Raw genomic sequence first — 18,049 nt, 5'->3', positions numbered from 1 at the left:
GGCGCCCCGTGGAAGGGCTGACCGAAGAAGAGCAGGCGATCGTCGAGACGGTGCGGGACTTCGTCGACCGGGGGGTGCGGCCCGTGGTCCGGGAGCTGGAGCACGCCAACACCTATCCCGAGGCGCTCATCGAGCAGATGAAGCAGCTGGGCATCTTCGGGCTGGCGATCCCCGAGCCGTGGGGAGAGGCCCGGGTGAGCACCCCCTGCTACGCCCTGGTCACCGAGGAGCTCGCCCGCGGCTGGATGAGCCTGGCCGGCGCCATGGGCGGGCACACCGTGGTGGCCAAGCTGATCCTCGACCACGGCACGCAGGAGCAGAAGGACGCCTACCTGCCCCGCATGGCGACCGGCGAGCTGCGCGCCACGATGGCGCTCACCGAGCCCGGCGGCGGGTCGGACCTCCAGGCGATGCGCACGACCGCCCGGCGCACCGGCGACGAGTACGTCGTGAACGGCGGGAAGACCTGGATCACCAACGCCCGCACCGCCGGGCTGGTGGCGCTGCTGTGCAAGACCGACCCCGACGCCGAGCCCGCGCACTCCGGGATCAGCGTGCTGCTGGTGGAGAAGGGGCCGGGCTTCACCGTGTCCCGGGACCTCCCCAAGCTCGGCTACAAGGGGGTGGAGAGCTGCGAGCTGTCCTTCGACGACTTCCGGACCCCAGCGAGCTCGCTGCTCGGCGGGACCGAGGGCCGGGGCTTCGCCCAGATGATGCGCGGGCTGGAGATCGGCCGGATCCAGGTCGCCGCGCGCGCACTCGGCGTCGGCCGCGCGGCGCTGGAGGACGCGCTGCGGTACAGCCAGGAGCGGGAGAGCTTCGGCCGGCCGATCTGGAAGCACCAGTCGATCGGCAACTACCTCGCCGACATGGCCACCAAGCTGGTGGCCGCCCGCCAGCTGGTGCTGTTCGCGGCCCGGCGGTTCGAGGCCGGGGAGCGGGCGGACATGGAGGCTGGGATGGCGAAGCTGTTCGCCTCCGAGACCGCCATGCAGATCGCCCTGGACGCCATCCGCATCCACGGCGGCTACGGCTACTCCACCGAGTTCGACGTCGAGCGGTACTTCCGGGACGCGCCGCTGATGATCGTCGGCGAGGGGACGAACGAAATCCAGCGCAACGTCATCGCCCGCCAGCTGGTCAACCGCAACACCGTGGCCCCCTGACGTGGGGCAGGCAGCCGCCCCGCCGCCGGGGCGCCCGGACGTCGCGACCGCCCGCTCCTGGCTGTTCGTGCCGGGGGACCGGGCCGACCGCTTCGCGAGAGCGGTGACGAGCGGGGCCGACGTCGTGGTGTGCGACCTCGAGGACGCCGTGGCCCCGGAGGCCAAGGCAGGGGCGCGCGAGGAGGTCGCCCGCTGGCTGCGCGCGGACGGCGCGGCCTGCGTGCGGATCAACGCGCACGGGACCGCCTGGCACGACGACGACGTCGCCGCGCTGGCGGGGGCCCGCGGCCTGGCCGCCGTGCTGGTGCCCAAGGCGGAGGACCCCGAGCGCCTGACCGCGACGAGCGAGCGCCTGGGCCCGGGGACCGCCGTGGTGGCGCTGGTGGAGAGCGCGCTCGGCGTGCACCGTGCCCACGAGCTGGCTGCCGCGCCCGGGGTCGCGCGCCTGGCCTTCGGCTCCATCGACCTGGCGCTGGACCTCGGGACCGAGGACGCCGCGCTCCCGCTCCTGCTCGCCCGGTCCACCCTGGTCCTCGCCTCGCGGGTCGCCGGCCGGCCGGCGCCGGTGGACGGCGTCACCGCACGGGTGGACGACCTGGGAGCCGTCCAGGAGGACACCTCGGCCGCCGTGGCGATGGGGTTCGGCGGCAAGCTCTGCGTGCACCCGCGGCAGGTCGCCGTCGTCAACGCGGGTTTCCGGCCCGGCGAGGACGAGGTGCGGTCGGCCGAGCAGGTGGTGGCCGCGGCCGCGAGCGGCTCCGTCGTCCGGCTCGACGGCCGGATGATCGACCGGCCGGTGGTCGAGCGCGCCCGGCAGGTGCTGCGCCGCGCCGGCATCGACCCGGACGCGCCGGCTCCCGGTCCTCCCGCCGGCACCACGGGGACGACGTGAGGAGCGCATCGTGCTGCCACTGACCGGGATCACCGTCGTCGCCCTGGAGCAGGCGGTGGCGGCGCCCTTCGCCACCCGGCAGCTCGCCGATCTCGGCGCCCGCGTGCTGAAGGTCGAGCGGCCCGGGGTCGGCGACTTCGCCCGCGGCTACGACGAGACCGTCGACGGGATGTCCAGCTACTTCGTGTGGCTCAACCGCGGCAAGGAGAGCGTGGCCCTCGACATCAAGGCCCCCGAGGACCGTGCCGTGCTCGACGGGATGCTCGCCGGGGCCGACGTGTTCGTGCAGAACCTGCTGCCGGGAGCGGTGGCGCGGCTGGGCCTGGACGACGCGACGCTGCGGGAGCGGCACCCCCGACTCATCACCTGCTCCATCTCCGGCTACGGGGCCGAGGGCCCGTACCGGACCAAGAAGGCATACGACCTGCTCGTCCAGTGCGAGAGCGGGTTCCTCTCGGTCACCGGGACGCCGGAGGCGCCGGCCAAGGCGGGGGTGTCGGTGGCCGACGTCGCCGCTGGGATGTACGCCTACACCGGGGTGCTGACCGCGCTGTACGAACGCGAGCGCACCGGCGTCGGCACCGGCTTCGAGGTCGCGATGCTGGACGCGCTGGGTGAGTGGGTGGCGCAGCCCTACCTCTACGCCCGCTACGGCGGCACCCCGCCGCCGCGCACGGGCGCCCGGCACGCGTCCATCGCGCCCTACGGCCCCTACGTCGCGGGGGACGGCGGCCAGGTCTTCATCGGGGTGCAGAACGAGCGGGAGTGGGCGGCCCTCTGCGTCGACGTCCTCGGCCGGCCCGATCTCGTCGATGACCCGAGGTTCAACCGCAACTCCCGCCGGGTGCAGAACGACGCGGAGCTCGGCGTCCTGCTCACCGCCGCGCTGGCCGGGCTCACCGCCGACCAGGTCACCGCCCGCCTGGACGAGGTGGGCATCGCGAACGCGCGGCTGCGGACCATGTCGGAGTTCGCGGAGCACCCGCAGCTGCGGGCGCGGGACCGCTGGCGGGACGTCGACTCGCCCGTCGGCCCGGTGCGCTCGCTCGTCCCGCCGGTCACGGTGCCCGGGCGGGAGCCGGCGATGGGCGCCGTCCCGGCGCTCGGGGAGCACACCGACGCCGTCCGCGCGGAATTCGGCCCCGGCGCAGCCGGCGGCGGACAGGAGCAGCCATGACCACCACCGGCACGGCCGGTCCGGCTCCCTCGACGAGCGCCCGGAGCGAGTACGTCGCTCCCGAACCGGCCGAGGCGCTGGCCGGGCTGCTCGACATCCCCGGCCCCGCGGCCGCCGACGGGCTGCCGCCGCTGTGGCACTGGATCTACCTGGTCGAGCGCCGCTGTCAGGCGGACCTCGGGCCGGACGGGCACCCCACGCACGGCATCCCGGCCCCACCCGGGCCCGGCCGGCTGCGGATGTTCGGCGGGGGCAGGGTGACCACGTACGCGCCACTGCGCTTCGGCGAACCGGCGACCAGGACGACGCAGCTGGTCCGGGAGGTGGAGAAGAGCGGGGCGTCGGGCCCGATGACGTTGGCGACCGTGCGGATCGGGATCGAGCAGGGCGGTCGGCTCGCCGTGGCGGAGGAGCAGGACATCGTCTACCGCCAGGCCGGCGCCGGAGCCCCACGCCGCCCGGCCCCCACGCCCCGGCCGGAGGAGCCGGCGCCGGAGCCGGTGGCACGGCTGGAGATGCACGTCGACCCCGTCGTCCTGTTCCGCTTCTCCGCCCTGACCTACAACGCCCACCGGATCCACTACGACGCCGCGTACGCCGCCGCGGAGGGGTATCCGGGGCTGGTGGTCCACGGCCCGCTGCAGGCGCTGCTCATGGGTGAGTGCCTGCGCCGGGCCGGGGGGCCGGTGATCGGGTCCACGTTCGCCTACCGGCTGGTCGCCCCGACCTTCGGGGAGCAGCAGCTGTCGGTCACCGCCGCCGCCGGGGACGGCGGGTGGTCCGCGCGGGTGCAGGACGGCTCGGGCCGGACGACGGCGACCGCGACCCTCCGACCGGAGCCGGTCGTCGTCCCGGAGCCGAGCAGGTGAGAGCACCCGCGCTGCGGATCGCCCGCCGCCCCACATCCAGGAGGTCCCGCTGATGTCCACCCTGTTCGTCGGGCTGGGGCGCATGGGCGCCCCCATGGTGCGCCGCTACGCGGCGGTGCACGACGCCGTCCTCCACGACGCGGACCCCGCGGTGGCCACCGGCCTCGCCGACGAGCTGGGTCTGCCCGCGGTGCAGTCGCTGGCGGACCTGCCCGTCGCCGTCGACACGGTGATCCTGATGCTGCCCAGCACGGCGGTCGTGGAGGCGGTGCTCCTGACCGACGGGCTGCTCGGCCGGCTGCCGGCCGGGGCGCTGGTCATCGACATGGGCTCCTCCGAGCCGGCGAGCACCCGGCGGCTGGCCGGGATGGCCGCCGCTCGCGGAGTGGGCTACGTGGACGCGCCGGTCTCGGGTGGGGTGGCCAAGGCCGTCACCGGGGAGCTGTCGATCATGGTCGGCGGGGAAGGGGAGGACGTCGGGCGCGCCCGGCCGCACCTGGCGCCGCTGGGCGGATCGGTGCTCGTGGTGGGCCCACCGGGGGCCGGTCACGCGGCCAAGGCGCTGAACAACCTGCTGTCGGCGAGCAACCTGGCCGCCGCCGCGGAGGTGCTCACGGTCGCCGCTGGCTTCGGCATCGCGCCGGAGGCCATGGTCGAGGTGCTCAACGCCTCCACCGGGCGGTCCCAGGCGACCGAGGTCAAGTACCCCAGGCACGTGCTGACCGGCAGCTACGACTCCGGCTTCGCCATGGACCTGATGATCAAGGACCTCGGCATCGCCCGGTCCCTGGCGGCGGCGCAGGAGGCGAGCACGCCGGTCACCGACGCGGCGTACGCCGCGGCGGTCGCGGCCCGTGAGGCGCTGGGCGGCGCGGGGCTCGACCACACCGAGGTCGCCCGCCACTACGAGTCGGTCAACCGGGTGTCGCTGCGCAGCGGCACCGGTGACCGGCAGGCACCACCCCGGACCGACGACGAGGAGACCCCGTGACCGAGGACCCGCAGGCGTACATCGACGACATGGCCCGATCGCGGGGCTACGTCCTCGACTACCACAAGGTGATGGCCAAGCACGACTTCCCGGTGCTCCAGGCGGCCAACGGGCTGGTCGGCGCGGCCTACCTGGACCAGCGGACGCTCGACCGGAAGACCAAGGAGCTGATCTTCATCGTGAGCCTCACGGTGATGCGGGCGTCCAAGGGGCACATCCAGAGCCACATCCGCGTCGCGCTGGACCTGGGGGTCAGCCCGCAGGAGATCCTCGAAGCGATCGAGATCTCCCTGCCCGAGGCGGGGATCGTGGCCTTCCAGGCGGGCTTCGACGCGTGGCGGGAGGTCGTCGGCGCCGACGGCCTCGAGCCGACCGTGGCGGTGCACGAGGGCGGCAGCGGCGCCGGCGGCTGACCACCCCGGCCACGACCGCGGCCGGGAAGTTCCGACGGGGACGCGGAGTTGGCCAGGGCGTGAGGGCGGCGGCGTGACGGACGGCGGGTCGGCATCGGTCTTCGACCGGGCGCACCGGCTGACCACCGCGGGGCTGCTCATGCTGGTCACGTTCGTCGCCTTCGAGGCGATGGCCGTGGCGACGGCGATGCCCACCGCCGTCGCCGAGCTCGACGGCCTCGCCTGGTACGCCTGGCCCTTCAGCGCCTACCTGGTCGCCTCGGTCGTCGGGATGGTGCTCGGCGGCGACGTCGGTGACCGCCGCGGGCCGCGGGCCGCGCTGCTCACCGGCGTGGCTGTCTTCGCCGCCGGGCTGCTGGCCGCCGGGCTGGCCGGCTCGATGGCCCTGTTCGTCGCGGCTCGCGCGGTGCAGGGCCTGGGCGGCGGCGTCATCGTGGTCTCGCTGTACGTGGTCGCCGGGCAGGCCTACGCCACGACCCTGCGGCCCCGTCTGTTCGGCGCGTTCGCAGCGGCGTGGGTGCTGCCGGCGCTGATCGGCCCGGTCGTCTCCGGCCTGCTCACCACCCACCTGACCTGGCGGCTGGTCTTCCTCGGCCTGCTGCCGCTCATCCTGCTCGGGCTGGCGCTGGTGCTGCCCGCCGTCCGCGGGCTGGCCGTGCCCGAGGAGGGCGCCCCGTCCGCTCCCGCCCGGCGCTGGTGGGCGCTGCTGGCGGGGGTCGGCATCGCGGTCCTGCAGTACGCCGGGCAGCGGATGGACCTGCTCGCGGTGGGCCTGGCCGTGGCCGGTCTGGCGGCGCTGGTCGCCGCGCTGCGCGCGCTGCTCCCCGCCGGCACCGCCGTCGTCCGGCCCGGGCTGCCCGCCGTCGTCGCCTCCCGCGGCCTGCTGGCCGGCGCCTTCTTCGGCATGGACGTGCTGCTGCCGCTGGCCCTCACCGAGCTGCACGGCTACCCGGCGGCCGCCGCAGGCGTGCCGCTCACCACCGGGGCGCTGGGCTGGGCGGTGGCCTCGCAGCTGCAGGGGCGACGGCCGGGCTGGAACCGGGTCGTGGTGCTGCGTGCGGGCTTCCTGCTGCTGGCCGCGGGGCTGGCGGGGACGGCGCTGATCGCCCTCCCCGGCATCGGCGGCTGGCCGGCGTACCTCACCTGGGGAGTCGCCGGTCTGGGCATGGGGCTCGGGATGCCGAGCCTGAGCGTGCTGCTGCTCGACTCCTCGCCCGAGCACCGCCGCGGCGCGGACTCGGCGGCCTTCCAGATCGCCGACGTGACCGGGTCGGCGCTGCTGGTCGGGGTCGTCGGGGTGCTCGTGGCCACCGCGGTGGCCGGCGCGCTCCCGCTCTCGGGTGCCGTGCTGGCCGGGGTGGCCGTGCTCACCGCCGTGGCGCTGGCCGGGGCCGCGGCCGCCCCCCGTGCGGGTGCAGGTGCGCCGGGGACGGCGGCCCCCGACGCGCGCGCGACTACCCTGAGCCCGTCATGACCTACTCGGACCCGGTCTACCTCGATCACGCGGCGACCACGCCGATGCTGCCCGAGGTGCTCGCCGCGATGACCGGGCAGCTCGGCCGGGTCGGCAACGCCTCGTCGCTGCACGCCAGCGGCCGCGCCGCCCGCCGCGCCGCCGAGCAGGCCCGCGAGCGGCTCGCCGAGGCGCTCGGCGCGCGGCCGTCGGAGGTGCTGTTCACCGGCGGCGGGACCGAGAGCGACAACCTCGCCGTCAAGGGTCTGTTCTGGGCCCGGCGTGAGGCCGACTCCCGGCGCCGCCGGATCGTGGTGAGCCCGGCCGAGCACCACGCCGTCCTCGACAGCGTGGAGTGGCTGGCCAAGCACGAGGGCGCCGAGGTCACCTGGCTGCCCGTCACGCCCTCCGGCCGCGTGACGCCCGAGGCACTGGCCGAGGCGCTCGGCGACGGCACCGACGTCGCCGTCGCGAGCGTCATGTGGGCCAACAACGAGATCGGCACGGTCAGCGACATCGCGGCCCTCGCCGCCACCGCCCACGACGTGGGCGTGCCGCTGCACACCGACGCCGTCCAGGCGGTGGGCCACGTGCTCGTCGACTTCGGCGCCACCGGCGCCGACGCGCTGACCATGACCGGGCACAAGCTGGGCGGACCGATGGGTGCGGGCGTGCTGCTGCTGCGCCGGGAGGCCGAGTGCACCCCGCTGCTGCACGGCGGCGGTCAGGAGCGCGACGTCCGGTCCGGCACCCTCGACGTCGCCGCGATCGTCGGGCTGGCCGTGGCGGCGGCGACCGCGGTCGACGGCCGGGTGGAGCGGGCCGCCGAGCTGACCCGGCTGCGCGACCGGCTCGTCGCCGGCGTCGTCGGGCAGGTACCCGACGCGCAGCTCAACGGCGCGCCGCTGGACGACGTGGTGCGCTCCGGGCCGGGCCGGCTGCCCGGCAACGCGCACCTGTCCTTCCCCGGCGCGGAGGGCGACGCGCTGCTGATGCTGCTCGACGCCCGCGGCATCGAGTGCTCGACCGGCTCGGCGTGCAGCGCCGGGGTGGCCCGCCCCAGCCACGTGCTCCTGGCGGTCGGCGCCGACCCCGACCGGGCGCGCAGCTCGCTGCGGTTCAGCCTCGGCCACACCAGCACCGATGCCGACGTCGACGCCCTGCTCGAGGTGATCGCCCCCGTGGTGGAGCGCGCCCGCCGCGCCGGGATGGGCCGGCGATGAGGAGCCCGGTATGAAGGTGCTCGCCGCCATGAGCGGGGGAGTGGACTCCGCCGTCGCCGCCGCGCTGGCCGTCGACGCCGGCCACGACGTCACCGGCGTGCACCTGGCGCTGTCGCAGAACCGGCAGACGCTGCGCAGCGGCTCCCGCGGGTGCTGCAGCGTCGAGGACTCCCACGACGCCCGGCGGGTGGCCGACGAGCTGGGCATCCCGTTCTACGTCTGGGACCTCGCCGAGCGGTTCACCGAGGACGTCGTCGACGACTTCGTGGCCGAGTACGCCGCGGGGCGCACCCCGAACCCGTGCCTGCGCTGCAACGAGAAGATCAAGTTCTCCGCGGTCCTGGACCGGGCGCAGGCGCTCGGGTTCGACGCCGTGGTCACCGGGCACCACGCGCGGCTGGCCGACGGCGCGCTGCGGCGGTCGGTGGACGCCGCCAAGGACCAGTCCTACGTGCTCGGCGTCCTGACCCAGGAGCAGCTGGCCGCGGCGTGGTTCCCGCTCGGGGGCATGACCAAGGACCGGGTGCGCGAGATCGCCGCCGAGCGCGGCTTCGCCGTGGCGACCAAGCCCGACTCCCACGACATCTGCTTCATCCCCGACGGCGACACCCGCGGCTTCCTCGCCCGCCGGCTCGGCAGCCGCCCCGGTCCGGTGGTCGACGCCGCCACCGGGCGGGCCGTCGGCGAGCACGACGGCACCTACGGCTTCACCGTCGGCCAGCGCCGCGGGCTCGGGGTCGACGCCGGCGACTCGCGGCCGCGGTACGTCCTGGGCATCGAACCGGTCACCCGCACGGTCACCATCGGCACGGCCGACCTCGCCGGGGTCGATGTCGTCGGGACGGCGGCGCCGACCTGGACCGGGGCCGTCCCGGCCCTGCCGTTCCGCGCCGAGGTGCAGCTGCGCGCCCACGGCACGCCGGTGCCCTGCGAGGTGGCCGCGGGCGACGGGGGCGGGCTGCGCATCGCGCTCGGCGAGCAGCAGCGCGGCGTGGCCGCCGGGCAGTCGGCGGTGCTCTACGAGCCCGACGCCGAGCGCGGTGACCGGGTGCTCGGGCAGGCCGTGATCCGGAACGCGACGTCCGGGACCGCGGGGGACTGACCGAGCGGCTGTCCGGGGCCCCGGGAGGGCGGGCTAGCGTCGCGGTCATGGCTGCATCGAGCGAGAGCGCGGACCGGGCACCGGTACCGGTGTCCTGGGGGCCGGCCACCGGCGTCGGCTCGCTGCCCGGCGCCGACCCGGCCGAGGCGGTGCGGCTGGTGGCGGGGGAGCTGCCGGAGTTCGCCCACCTGCCCGAGCTGCCCGGCCGCGGTGCCGGTGCGGACATGCTGGGCCGGTCCGCAGCCCTGCTGGTGGACCTCGCGGTGGACCTCACCCCGGCCGGCTGGCGGCTGGTGGCGCGGCCGGGTGCCGACCAGCGCCGGGCGGACGAGTTCCTGGCCCGTGACCTGGACGCGCTGCACGACGTCGCCGCGACGTGGACCGGGCCGTTCAAGGTGCAGGCCGTCGGGCCGTGGACGCTGGCCGCCGGGCTCGAGCGCACCCGGGGCGACCGCGCGGTGGTCGACGCCGGGGCCCGCCGCGACCTGGGCCAGTCGCTCGCGGAGGGGCTCGCCGCGCACGTGGCCGAGGTGCAGGCCCGGATGCCGGGCGCCCAGCTGGTGGTGCAGCTCGACGAGCCGTCGGTGCCCGCCGTACTGCAGGGCGGGCTGCCGACGGTCAGCGGGTTCGGCAAGTTGTCCGCCGTGTCCGCCGACGTGGTGGAGGCCGAGCTGGCCGCCGTGGTCCGGGCGCTGCCGGGCCCGGTGGTCGTGCACTGCTGCGCGCCGCGGATGCCGCTGGACCTCTTCCGCGCCGCCGGCGCCGCCGGGCTCTCCTTCGACCTCGGCCTGGTGCAGGACCTCGACGCCGTGGGCACCGCGATCGAGGCCGGGGTCCACCTGCTGCCCGGTGTCGTCCCCGGCACGGACGCCACCCTGCCGAGGGCGTTGGCGACGGCGTCCCGGGTGCAGGCGTGGTGGCGCGAGCTCGGCTTCCCCGCCGACGACCTGGCCGCCGCGGTGACGCTGACGCCGTCCTGCGGGCTGGCCGGTGCGACCCCGTCCTACGCCCGCGCCGCGATGACGCAGGTGCGCGAGGCCGCGAAGTACCTCCTGCCGGAGTAGCCGCTCAGCGCAGCTCCCCGACGCGGCACACGCCGCGGCCGGTGCGCGGGCAGCTCCACCGGACCTCCGAGCCGGACCGCTCGACCCGGAGCGGGTGCGTCCCGGGGTGGTCCGGGCACGGCGGCCAGTCGGTCCGCTCGGTGCCCCACAGCCCGTCGATCGCCCAGTCGTGGACCATGTCGGCCACGTGGGCCACCTGCTCGGCGATGGGGCGGTCCAGGACGACGGAGACGCCCGCGCCGGTGCCGTCGGCCCGCCACAGCATCGCGCCCGCGACGCCGTCGTCGCCCGGCCAGTCGCTCGCCGCGATCCGGTCGACCGGCAGGCCGCCGGCCCGCAGGTCGCGGAGGACGGGGTCCAGGGCGCGGACGAGCTGCGGGTGCACGCGCCGGATCGTGGCACGGCGCCCGACCGGGTGAGCGCCGGTTGGCCGTCGTACCCGCCGGATACCGTGCTGCCGTGACCAGCGAGGCCGGAGTCGGGGAAGCCAGCGTCGAGCAGCTGCCGGTCGGGGCGCCGACCGACCGCGCGGACCTCACCGAGGTCCCCGACGAGGCGCGCACGCGCCACCGCGACCTCGCCGAGGAGCTGGACCGGTACGCGTTCGCCTACTACGTCCGCGACGAGCCGCTGATCAGCGACGGGCAGTACGACGAGCTGATGGGCGAGCTGAAGGCGCTCGAGGCCGCGCACCCCGCGCTGCTCACGCCGGACTCCCCGAGCCAGAAGGTCAACGGCGGGTTCACCGCCACCTTCGCCCCGGTGCAGCACCTGGAGCGGATGCAGAGCCTGGACAACGCGTTCAGCAGCGACGAGCTGTCGGCCTGGGCGGCGCGCACCGAGCGCGAGGGCGCCGCCGGGGCGAGCTACCTGTGCGAGCTGAAGGTCGACGGCGTCGCCGTCGACCTGGTCTACGAGAAGGGCCGGCTGGTGCGCGCGGCGACCCGCGGCGACGGCACCACCGGGGAGGACGTCACCGCCAACGTCCGCACGATGGACGACGTCCCGCAGCAGCTCACCGGCGCCGACGTCCCCGAGCTGCTCGAGGTGCGCGGGGAGATCTACTTCCCCGTGGCCGCCTTCGCCGAGGTCAACGCGACGATGGTGGAGCAGGGCCGGCCACCGTTCGCCAACCCGCGCAACGCCGCCGCCGGGTCGCTCCGGCAGAAGGACCCGAAGGTCACCGCGTCCCGGCCGCTGCGCCTGGTGGTGCACGGCCTGGGTGCGCGGACGGGCTTCGAGCCCGAGCGGCAGTCGGCGGCCTACGACGGGCTGCGCGCGCTCGGCCTCCCGGTGAGCGACCGGTACGAGGTGGTCGACGACCTCGAGGGCGTGTGGGCCTTCATCGAGCGCTACCGAGAGCAGCGGCACGCGGTGGCGCACGAGATCGACGGCGTCGTCGTGAAGGTCGACGAGGTGTCGCTGCAGCGGCGGCTGGGCTCGACCTCGCGGGCGCCGCGCTGGGCGATCGCCTTCAAGTACCCGCCGGAGGAGGCGACGACGACCCTGCACGACATCCGGGTGAACGTCGGCCGCACCGGCCGGGTCACCCCGTTCGCGTACATGGAGCCGGTCAAGGTCGCCGGCTCCACCGTGCAGCTGGCCACGCTGCACAACGCCAGCGAGGTCAAGCGCAAGGGCGTGCTGATCGGCGACACGGTGGTCATCCGCAAGGCCGGCGACGTCATCCCCGAGGTGCTCGGCCCGGTGGTCGCCGCGCGGACGGGCGACGAGCGCGAGTTCGTGATGCCCACGCACTGCCCGGAGTGCGGCACCGAGCTGCGGCCGGAGAAGGAGGGCGACGCCGACATCCGGTGCCCGAACGCCCGGTCCTGCCCGGCGCAGCTGCGGGAGCGGGTCTTCCACGTGGCCGGCCGCGGTGCCTTCGACATCGAGAACCTCGGTTACGAGGCGGCGGTCGCCCTGCTGCAGAGCCACCTGCTCCAGGACGAGGGCGACATCTTCTTCCTCGACGAGGAGCAGCTGCAGCGCTCCGCGTTCTTCACGAAGAAGAACGGGGCGCTGTCGGCCAACGGCGCGAAGTTGCTGACCAACCTGCAGACGCGCAAGGACGTCCCGCTGTGGCGGGTGCTCGTGGCCCTCTCCATCCGGCACGTGGGCCCGACCGCCGCCCAGGCGCTGGCCCGCGACTTCCGCTCGATGGACCGGATCATGGCCGCGAGCGAGGAGGAGCTGGCGGCCGCGGACGGCGTCGGGCCCACCATCGCCCGCTCCGTGCGCGACTGGTTCGCCGTCGACTGGCACCGCGACGTCGTCGAGAAGTGGCGGCAGGCCGGGGTGCGCATGGCCGACGCCGCCGACGACGCCCCGCCCGGGCCGCTCACCGGCGTCACCGTCGTGGTCACCGGCTCGCTGCGCGACCACAGCCGCGACCAGGCGATCGCGGCGATCCAGGAGCGCGGGGGCAAGGTCACCGGCTCGGTGTCCAAGAAGACCGGCTTCGTCGTCGTCGGCGCCGACCCCGGCAGCAAGTACGACAAGGCGGTGCAGGTCAAGGCGCCGGTCCTCGACGACGACGGCTTCCGCGTGCTGCTCGAGGACGGCCCGGACGCCGCTCGCGAGGTGGCGACGATCGGCGACGGCAGCGAGTCGGCCTGACGGGACGGCGTTGACCCACCCGGCGACGGGTCCTAGGTTGCTGGTCGGCTGATGCGGCCGGCCGCTCGCGCCCCGCGGGGTGTGGTGAACGCATCGCACCGGACGGGCCTGCCACGCCACCGACCTCAGAACGGCGAACCGGTCAGCAACGCGAGCACTGATGGAATCGGGTGGTTCGCCGATCGGAGGATCCGTGTCGAACACCGAGCCGCGCGACGCGTCGGGCGCCGCGCAGCACACCGCGACCGACCCCTCGACCGCCAAGGCGATGGCCAAGGTGCTGCGCAGGGAGCTGTACGACCGCCACGGGCTGGACCTCACCCACAGCCAGTGCCTGGAGCTGGTGGCGCGCCAGCACGGAGCCGCCGACTGGAACACCTTCGCCGCCCGCCGGACGGTCCCGGGCGCGCCCCTGCCGTGGGGTGCGGCCGCGCCCACCGTCCCGGTCCTGCGCATCTTCTCGGTGGAGGCGGCGCTGCGCTTCTACGTCGAGTTCCTCGGCTTCACCCTCGACTTCGGCGGCCCCGCGGGCGGGGAGGGGACCCCGTACTACGGGCAGCTCACCCGGGCGGGCACCACCCTGCACGTGACCGAGGTCGCCTACGACCCCGGCCCGGGCGCGACGGTGCTGATCTGGCTCCGGGGGCTCGGCCCACTGCGCGAGGAGCTCGACGCCCGTCGCGAGCACGTGCGGGTCTGGGGCCCGGCGGTGTGGGTCCCCGAGATCGAGGAGGCGCCCTGGGGGGCCCGGGTCCTCACGGTCGCCGACCCGTTCGGCAACCACCTGCACTTCAACGAGCCGGACGACCCGGCGGCCCGCCGCTCGATCCCGTCGTGGGACGCCGGTGCGGCGGGCGAGGGGCTCAGGCCGGCGGCAGGTGCGTGACGGTGGCCGCGATACCGGTCAGGTGCGCCAGCCGGAGCAGCTCCGAGCGCCGGAACGCCGGACCGCCCGAGCGGCCGATCACCACGGCCCGGGTTCCCGCGCCGTAGGGGGCGGCCATCATCTCGATGGCCATCTCCTGCCAGCGCTCGGGCAGCCACGAGTCGTCGCTGGGCAGCAGCACCGGCCCGGACAGCGGCAGCCAGGGCAGCGTGAGTCCGGCGAAGGACGGCGCGGCCTCCGACGTCGCCACCAGCGCGGACTCGAGCAGGGGAGCGGGCTGGCCGGCGCCGTCGAGGACCACCGCCCATCCGCTGTGGAACACCCGGGGCAGCTCGGCGGCCAGCAGCGCGGCGGCCGCGCCGTCCCCGTTCCGGGCCAGCGCGTCGAGCAGGTCCAGCTCGCGATGGGTGTCCAGCGGCCCGGCGAAGGGCCGCAGCGACTCCACCTGCACGTCCGGCACGGCCTGGACGACGGTGATCAGGTTGTCGGGCAGCCGGTCCTCCGGCAGGTCGACCACGACGTCGTCCACCGCGATGCCGTGCCCCCGTTCCAGCACGTCCAGGGAGACGATGTCGATGCCAGCGGCACCGAGCGCGGTGGCCACCGCGCCGAGGATGCCGGGGCGGTCCGGCAGCACCAGACGCAGGAGATAGGACACGGTTCCTCCGGGGCAGTACTCGCCGGTTCGGCCGATCTCCGTCGATCGCGATCGGGAGCAGCCTCTCACGCTGACCAGCGCCCGAAGGCCCCCACGTACAGTGTCCCGGTCACGTCCCGGGCCGAGAGCGGGCCGACGGGCACTGCCGAAGTGGAGTTCCACCGCCCCATGAGCACCCCCTCCCCGAAGGGCCAGCTGACCCGCGACGAGGTGGCGCACCTGGCGCACCTGTCCCGGCTCGCGGTGAGCGACGAGGAGCTGGACCTCTTCGCCGGTCAGCTCGCCGCCGTGCTGGACGCCGTCGCCCAGGTCGGGAAGGCCGACGTCGCCGACGTCGCGCCCACCACGCACGCGGTGCCGATGACCAACGTCATGCGGCCCGACGTCGCCCGGCCCAGCCTGCCCCGCGACGTCGTCCTCGCCGGCGCCCCCGCCGCGGAGGACGACCGCTTCCGCGTGCCGCGCATCCTCGGGGAGGAGTCGTGACCGACACGACCGACATCACGACGACCAGCGCCGCCGACCTCAGCCGCGCGCTGCAGTCGGGTGACCTCAGCTCCGCCGAGGTCACCCGCGCCTACCTCGACCGCATCGCGGCCGAGGACGGCGAGCTCGGTGCTTACCTGCACGTCGACGCCGAGGCCGCGGTGAAGTCCGCGGAGGCCGTCGACGCCGCCCGCGCCGCCGGCGAGGAGCTGGGCCCGCTGGCCGGTGTCCCGCTGGCCCTCAAGGACGTCGTCGTGACCGAGGGCGTCCCCACCACGAGCGGCTCGAAGATCCTCGCCGGCTGGCGGCCGCCCTACGACGCCACGCTGGCCGCCAAGCTCAAGGCCGCGGGCACCGTGCTGCTGGGTAAGACCAACATGGACGAGTTCGCGATGGGCTCCTCCACCGAGAACTCCGCCTACCAGGTCACCCGCAACCCGTGGGACCGCGACCGCATCCCCGGTGGCTCCTCGGGCGGGTCCTCGGCCGCCGTCGCCGGCGGGCTCGCCCCCTGGTCGATCGGCACCGACACCGGTGGCTCGATCCGCCAGCCGGCCGCGCTCACCGGGCTGGTCGGGCACAAGCCCACCTACGGCTCGGTCTCCCGCTACGGGCTCGTCGCCTTCTCCTCGAGCCTCGACCAGGCCGGGCCGATGACCCGGACGGTCCTCGACGCGGCGCTGCTGCACGAGGCGATCGCCGGCCACGACACCTACGACTCGACGAGCATCGACGTCCCCGTCCCCGTGCTGGCCGAGGCCGCCCGCCGCGGCGCCGACGGCGAGCTGGCCGGGCTGCGGGTCGGCGTCGTCCGCGAGCTGGGCGGCGAGGGCCACACCGAGGGCTACGAGAACGGCGTGCTGGACCGCTTCCGCGCGGCGGTGGCCCTGCTCGAGAGCATGGGCGCCGAGGTGCGCGAGGTCTCCTGCCCGGCGTTCGACCTCGCCCTGCCGGCCTACTACCTGATCGCCCCGAGCGAGGCCTCGTCCAACCTGGCCCGCTTCGACGGCGTGCGCTACGGCCTGCGGGTGGGCGACGACGGCAGCCGCGACCTCGACGAGGTCATGGCGCTCACCCGGGAGCAGGGCTTCGGGCCGGAGGTGAAGCGCCGCATCATCCTCGGCACCTACGCGCTGTCGGCCGGCTACTACGACGCCTACTACGGCCAGGCGCAGAAGGTCCGCACGCTGATCACCCGCGACTTCACCAGCTCCTGGGACGACGTCGACGTGCTGGTCAGCCCGACGAGCCCGACGGTGGCCTGGTCGATCGGCGCCCGCGTCGACGACCCGATCGCCATGTACGCCGCCGACCTGTGCACGCTGCCGGCGAGCCTGGCCGGCGTGCCCGCCATCTCGGTGCCCTGCGGGCTCTCCGAGGGCCTGCCGGTCGGCTTCCAGATCATGGCCCCGGCGCTGGCCGACGACCGCTGCTACCGGGTGGCCGCCGCGCTGGAGGCGGCGCAGGACGCCGCCCGCGGGCACACGTTCCTCGCCGGGATGGAGAACACCCCCTCATGAGCGACATCCTGGTTGAGTTCGAAGAACTCCTCACCCGCTACGAGCCGGTGATCGGGCTGGAGACCCACGTCGAGCTGGGCACCGCGTCCAAGATGTTCTGCGGCTGCTCGACCACCTTCGGCGCGGAGCCCAACACGCAGACCTGCCCGGTCTGCCTGGGCCTGCCCGGGTCGCTGCCCGCCGCGAACGCCGCCGCCATCGAGGCGACCATCCGCATCGGGCTGGCGCTGGGCTGCCGGATCGCCAGCTGGTCGCGGTTCGCGCGGAAGAACTACTTCTACCCGGACATCCCCAAGGGCTTCCAGACCAGCCAGTACGACGAGCCGCTCTGCACCGCCGGGCACCTCGACGTCGAGGTCGACGGCGAGACCTACCGGGTCGAGATCGAGCGGGTGCACCTGGAGGAGGACACCGGCAAGAACCTGCACGTCGGTGGCTCCACCGGGCGCATCCACGGCGCGGACCACTCGCTGGTCGACTACAACCGCGCCGGCATCCCGCTGGTCGAGATCGTCACCCGCCCCATCCCGGGCGCCGGGGCCAAGGCCCCCGAGGTGGCCAAGGCCTACGTCACCGAGCTGCGCGAGATCCTGCTCGCCCTCGGCGTCTCCGAGGTGCGCATGGAGCAGGGCAACCTGCGCTGCGACGTCAACACCTCGCTCGCGCCGATCGGCAGCCTCGAGTGGGGCACCCGTACCGAGACCAAGAACGTGAACTCGCTGCGGTCGGTGGAGCGCTCGGTGCGCTTCGAGATGCGCCGCCAGGCCGCCGTCCTGGACGCCGCCGAGCGCGTCGTGCAGGAGACCCGCCACTTCCACGAGGACAGCGGCAGCACCTCCTCGGGCCGGAGCAAGGAGGAGGCCACCGACTACCGGTACTTCCCCGAGCCCGACCTGGTGCCCATCGCCCCCGACGAGGAGTGGGTGGAGAAGCTGCGCGCCGGGCTGCCGGAGCTCCCCGCCGCCCGCCGGGCCCGCCTCTCCGACGAGTGGGGGATCTCGCCGACGGAGATGGCCTGGCTGGTCAACGCCGGCGCCGTCGAGCTGGTCAGCGAGACGGTGGCCGCGGGCGCCTCGCCCGGCGACGCCCGCAAGTGGTGGCTCGGCGAGCTGGCCCGCCGGGCCAACGACGCCGGGACCGACCTGGGCGAGCTGGCCGTCACCCCGGCGCAGGTCGCCGAGCTGATCGGGCTCATCTCGGCCGGCACGATCAACGACCAGCTGGCGCGGCAGGCGCTCGACGGGGTCCTCGCCGGCGAGGGCGGTCCGGCGGCCGTCGTCGAGGCCCGCGGCCTGGCGGTCATGGGGGAGTCCGACGAGCTGGTGGCCGCCGTGGACGCGGCGATCGAGGGCAACCCCGACGTCGCCGACAAGGTGCGCGGCGGCAAGGTGCAGGCGATCGGGGCGCTGGTCGGCGCGGTCATGAAGACCACCCGCGGCAAGGCCGACGCCGCCACCGTGAAGCGGATGCTCGAGGAACGCCTGCTGTAACACTGCGGTCCTCCGGACCGCACCGCGGCCAGGTGCCGTC

17 protein-coding genes are annotated in these 18,049 nt (G+C 75.1%); 15 read left to right on the top strand and 2 right to left on the bottom strand.

The features are described from left to right. The first annotated feature begins 8 nt into the window (after nucleotides 1–8). From ACI79T_RS05595 to ACI79T_RS05550, 10 genes are all read left to right on the top strand, one after another. Entirely contained in the window at nucleotides 9–1,166 is a 1,158-nt protein-coding gene (locus ACI79T_RS05595; RefSeq protein ID WP_456609056.1) for an acyl-CoA dehydrogenase family protein, read from the top strand. Nucleotide 1,167: 1 nt separating this feature from the next. Then, nucleotides 1,168–2,058, top strand: a complete 891-nt coding sequence (locus tag ACI79T_RS05590; protein ID WP_456609055.1) for an HpcH/HpaI aldolase/citrate lyase family protein — start codon at nucleotides 1,168–1,170, stop codon at nucleotides 2,056–2,058. Nucleotides 2,059–2,068: 10 nt separating this feature from the next. Next, a complete protein-coding gene (locus ACI79T_RS05585; protein WP_456609054.1) occupies nucleotides 2,069–3,235 on the top strand; it encodes a CaiB/BaiF CoA transferase family protein in 1,167 nt (388 codons plus the stop codon). After that, complete coding sequence (locus ACI79T_RS05580) at nucleotides 3,232–4,104, top strand: hypothetical protein (protein ID WP_456609053.1); 873 nt, start codon at nucleotides 3,232–3,234, stop codon at nucleotides 4,102–4,104. Before ACI79T_RS05585 ends, ACI79T_RS05580 begins: the two co-directional genes overlap by 4 nt. A gap of 52 nt (nucleotides 4,105–4,156) precedes the next feature. Continuing rightward, nucleotides 4,157–5,095, top strand: coding sequence for an NAD(P)-dependent oxidoreductase (locus ACI79T_RS05575; protein ID WP_456609052.1), 939 nt, complete (start codon nucleotides 4,157–4,159; stop codon nucleotides 5,093–5,095). Next, the gene (locus ACI79T_RS05570; RefSeq protein WP_456609051.1) at nucleotides 5,092–5,508 is read left to right on the top strand and encodes a carboxymuconolactone decarboxylase family protein; all 417 of its coding nucleotides are present in this window, start codon (nucleotides 5,092–5,094) and stop codon (nucleotides 5,506–5,508) included. The genes ACI79T_RS05575 and ACI79T_RS05570 overlap by 4 nt, the downstream gene beginning before the upstream one ends. Before the next feature lie 73 nt (nucleotides 5,509–5,581). Beyond that, on the top strand, nucleotides 5,582–6,982 hold the full coding sequence (locus ACI79T_RS05565) for an MFS transporter (RefSeq protein ID WP_456609050.1): 1,401 nt from the start codon (nucleotides 5,582–5,584) through the stop codon (nucleotides 6,980–6,982). Continuing rightward, entirely contained in the window at nucleotides 6,979–8,184 is a 1,206-nt protein-coding gene (locus ACI79T_RS05560; RefSeq protein ID WP_456609049.1) for a cysteine desulfurase family protein, read from the top strand. Before ACI79T_RS05565 ends, ACI79T_RS05560 begins: the two co-directional genes overlap by 4 nt. 10 nt (nucleotides 8,185–8,194) lie before the next feature. Then, nucleotides 8,195–9,286: a tRNA 2-thiouridine(34) synthase MnmA gene (gene mnmA, locus ACI79T_RS05555; RefSeq protein ID WP_456609048.1), complete on the top strand. Its 1,092-nt coding sequence runs from the start codon at nucleotides 8,195–8,197 to the stop codon at nucleotides 9,284–9,286. Nucleotides 9,287–9,333: 47 nt separating this feature from the next. Beyond that, nucleotides 9,334–10,350 carry a methionine synthase gene (locus ACI79T_RS05550; RefSeq protein WP_456609047.1) on the top strand — a complete coding sequence of 339 codons (1,017 nt, stop codon included), beginning with the start codon at nucleotides 9,334–9,336 and terminating at the stop codon, nucleotides 10,348–10,350. A gap of 4 nt (nucleotides 10,351–10,354) precedes the next feature. Here the strand turns inward: ACI79T_RS05550 and ACI79T_RS05545 are convergent, their stop codons facing one another. Continuing rightward, complete coding sequence (locus tag ACI79T_RS05545) at nucleotides 10,355–10,735, bottom strand: hypothetical protein (protein WP_456609046.1); 381 nt, start codon at nucleotides 10,733–10,735, stop codon at nucleotides 10,355–10,357. 74 nt (nucleotides 10,736–10,809) lie between these two features. Here ACI79T_RS05545 and ligA point away from each other — a divergent pair, with 74 nt between their 5' ends. Both ligA and ACI79T_RS05535 read left to right on the top strand, forming a co-directional pair. Then, nucleotides 10,810–12,969: an NAD-dependent DNA ligase LigA gene (ligA, locus tag ACI79T_RS05540; RefSeq protein ID WP_456609045.1), complete on the top strand. Its 2,160-nt coding sequence runs from the start codon at nucleotides 10,810–10,812 to the stop codon at nucleotides 12,967–12,969. Between the two features lie 193 nt (nucleotides 12,970–13,162). Next, nucleotides 13,163–13,855 carry a glyoxalase superfamily protein gene (locus ACI79T_RS05535; RefSeq protein WP_456609044.1) on the top strand — a complete coding sequence of 231 codons (693 nt, stop codon included), beginning with the start codon at nucleotides 13,163–13,165 and terminating at the stop codon, nucleotides 13,853–13,855. On the opposite strand, the gene ACI79T_RS05530 is transcribed toward ACI79T_RS05535, so the two are convergent. Continuing rightward, nucleotides 13,833–14,513 carry an ACT domain-containing protein gene (locus ACI79T_RS05530; RefSeq protein ID WP_456609043.1) on the bottom strand — a complete coding sequence of 227 codons (681 nt, stop codon included), beginning with the start codon at nucleotides 14,511–14,513 and terminating at the stop codon, nucleotides 13,833–13,835. The two genes, ACI79T_RS05535 and ACI79T_RS05530, sit on opposite strands and share 23 nt — an antisense overlap. Nucleotides 14,514–14,681: 168 nt before the next feature. On the opposite strand from ACI79T_RS05530, the gene gatC reads away from it, so the two are divergent. Genes gatC through gatB form a run of 3 tightly spaced genes read left to right on the top strand, consistent with a single transcriptional unit; the run spans nucleotide 14,682 to nucleotide 18,009 of the window. Further along, the gene (gene gatC / locus ACI79T_RS05525; protein WP_456609042.1) at nucleotides 14,682–14,999 is read left to right on the top strand and encodes an Asp-tRNA(Asn)/Glu-tRNA(Gln) amidotransferase subunit GatC; all 318 of its coding nucleotides are present in this window, start codon (nucleotides 14,682–14,684) and stop codon (nucleotides 14,997–14,999) included. Further along, nucleotides 14,996–16,519 carry an Asp-tRNA(Asn)/Glu-tRNA(Gln) amidotransferase subunit GatA gene (gene gatA / locus ACI79T_RS05520; protein ID WP_456609041.1) on the top strand — a complete coding sequence of 508 codons (1,524 nt, stop codon included), beginning with the start codon at nucleotides 14,996–14,998 and terminating at the stop codon, nucleotides 16,517–16,519. Before gatC ends, gatA begins: the two co-directional genes overlap by 4 nt. After that, a complete protein-coding gene (gatB, locus tag ACI79T_RS05515; protein ID WP_456609040.1) occupies nucleotides 16,516–18,009 on the top strand; it encodes an Asp-tRNA(Asn)/Glu-tRNA(Gln) amidotransferase subunit GatB in 1,494 nt (497 codons plus the stop codon). The genes gatA and gatB overlap by 4 nt, the downstream gene beginning before the upstream one ends. Nucleotides 18,010–18,049 lie beyond the last annotated feature (40 nt).

Source organism: Blastococcus sp. SYSU DS0619, from assembly GCF_054051035.1.
The sequence above is the reverse complement of the archived record's forward strand: the minus strand, read 5'-3'. Positions and strand labels throughout refer to the sequence as shown.

Bases quoted from the DNA above. Each gene is read 5' to 3' on its own strand.
- ACI79T_RS05575 (WP_456609052.1), top strand. From the start codon at position 4,157: ATGTCCACCCTGTTCGTCGGGCTGGGGCGCATGGGCGCCCCCATGGTG.
- ACI79T_RS05560 (WP_456609049.1), top strand. From the start codon at position 6,979: ATGACCTACTCGGACCCGGTCTACCTCGATCACGCGGCGACCACGCCG.
- gatC (WP_456609042.1), top strand. From the start codon at position 14,682: ATGAGCACCCCCTCCCCGAAGGGCCAGCTGACCCGCGACGAGGTGGCG.
- gatB (WP_456609040.1), top strand. From the start codon at position 16,516: ATGAGCGACATCCTGGTTGAGTTCGAAGAACTCCTCACCCGCTACGAG.
- mnmA (WP_456609048.1), top strand. From the start codon at position 8,195: ATGAAGGTGCTCGCCGCCATGAGCGGGGGAGTGGACTCCGCCGTCGCC.
- ACI79T_RS05550 (WP_456609047.1), top strand. From the start codon at position 9,334: ATGGCTGCATCGAGCGAGAGCGCGGACCGGGCACCGGTACCGGTGTCC.
- ACI79T_RS05580 (WP_456609053.1), top strand. From the start codon at position 3,232: ATGACCACCACCGGCACGGCCGGTCCGGCTCCCTCGACGAGCGCCCGG.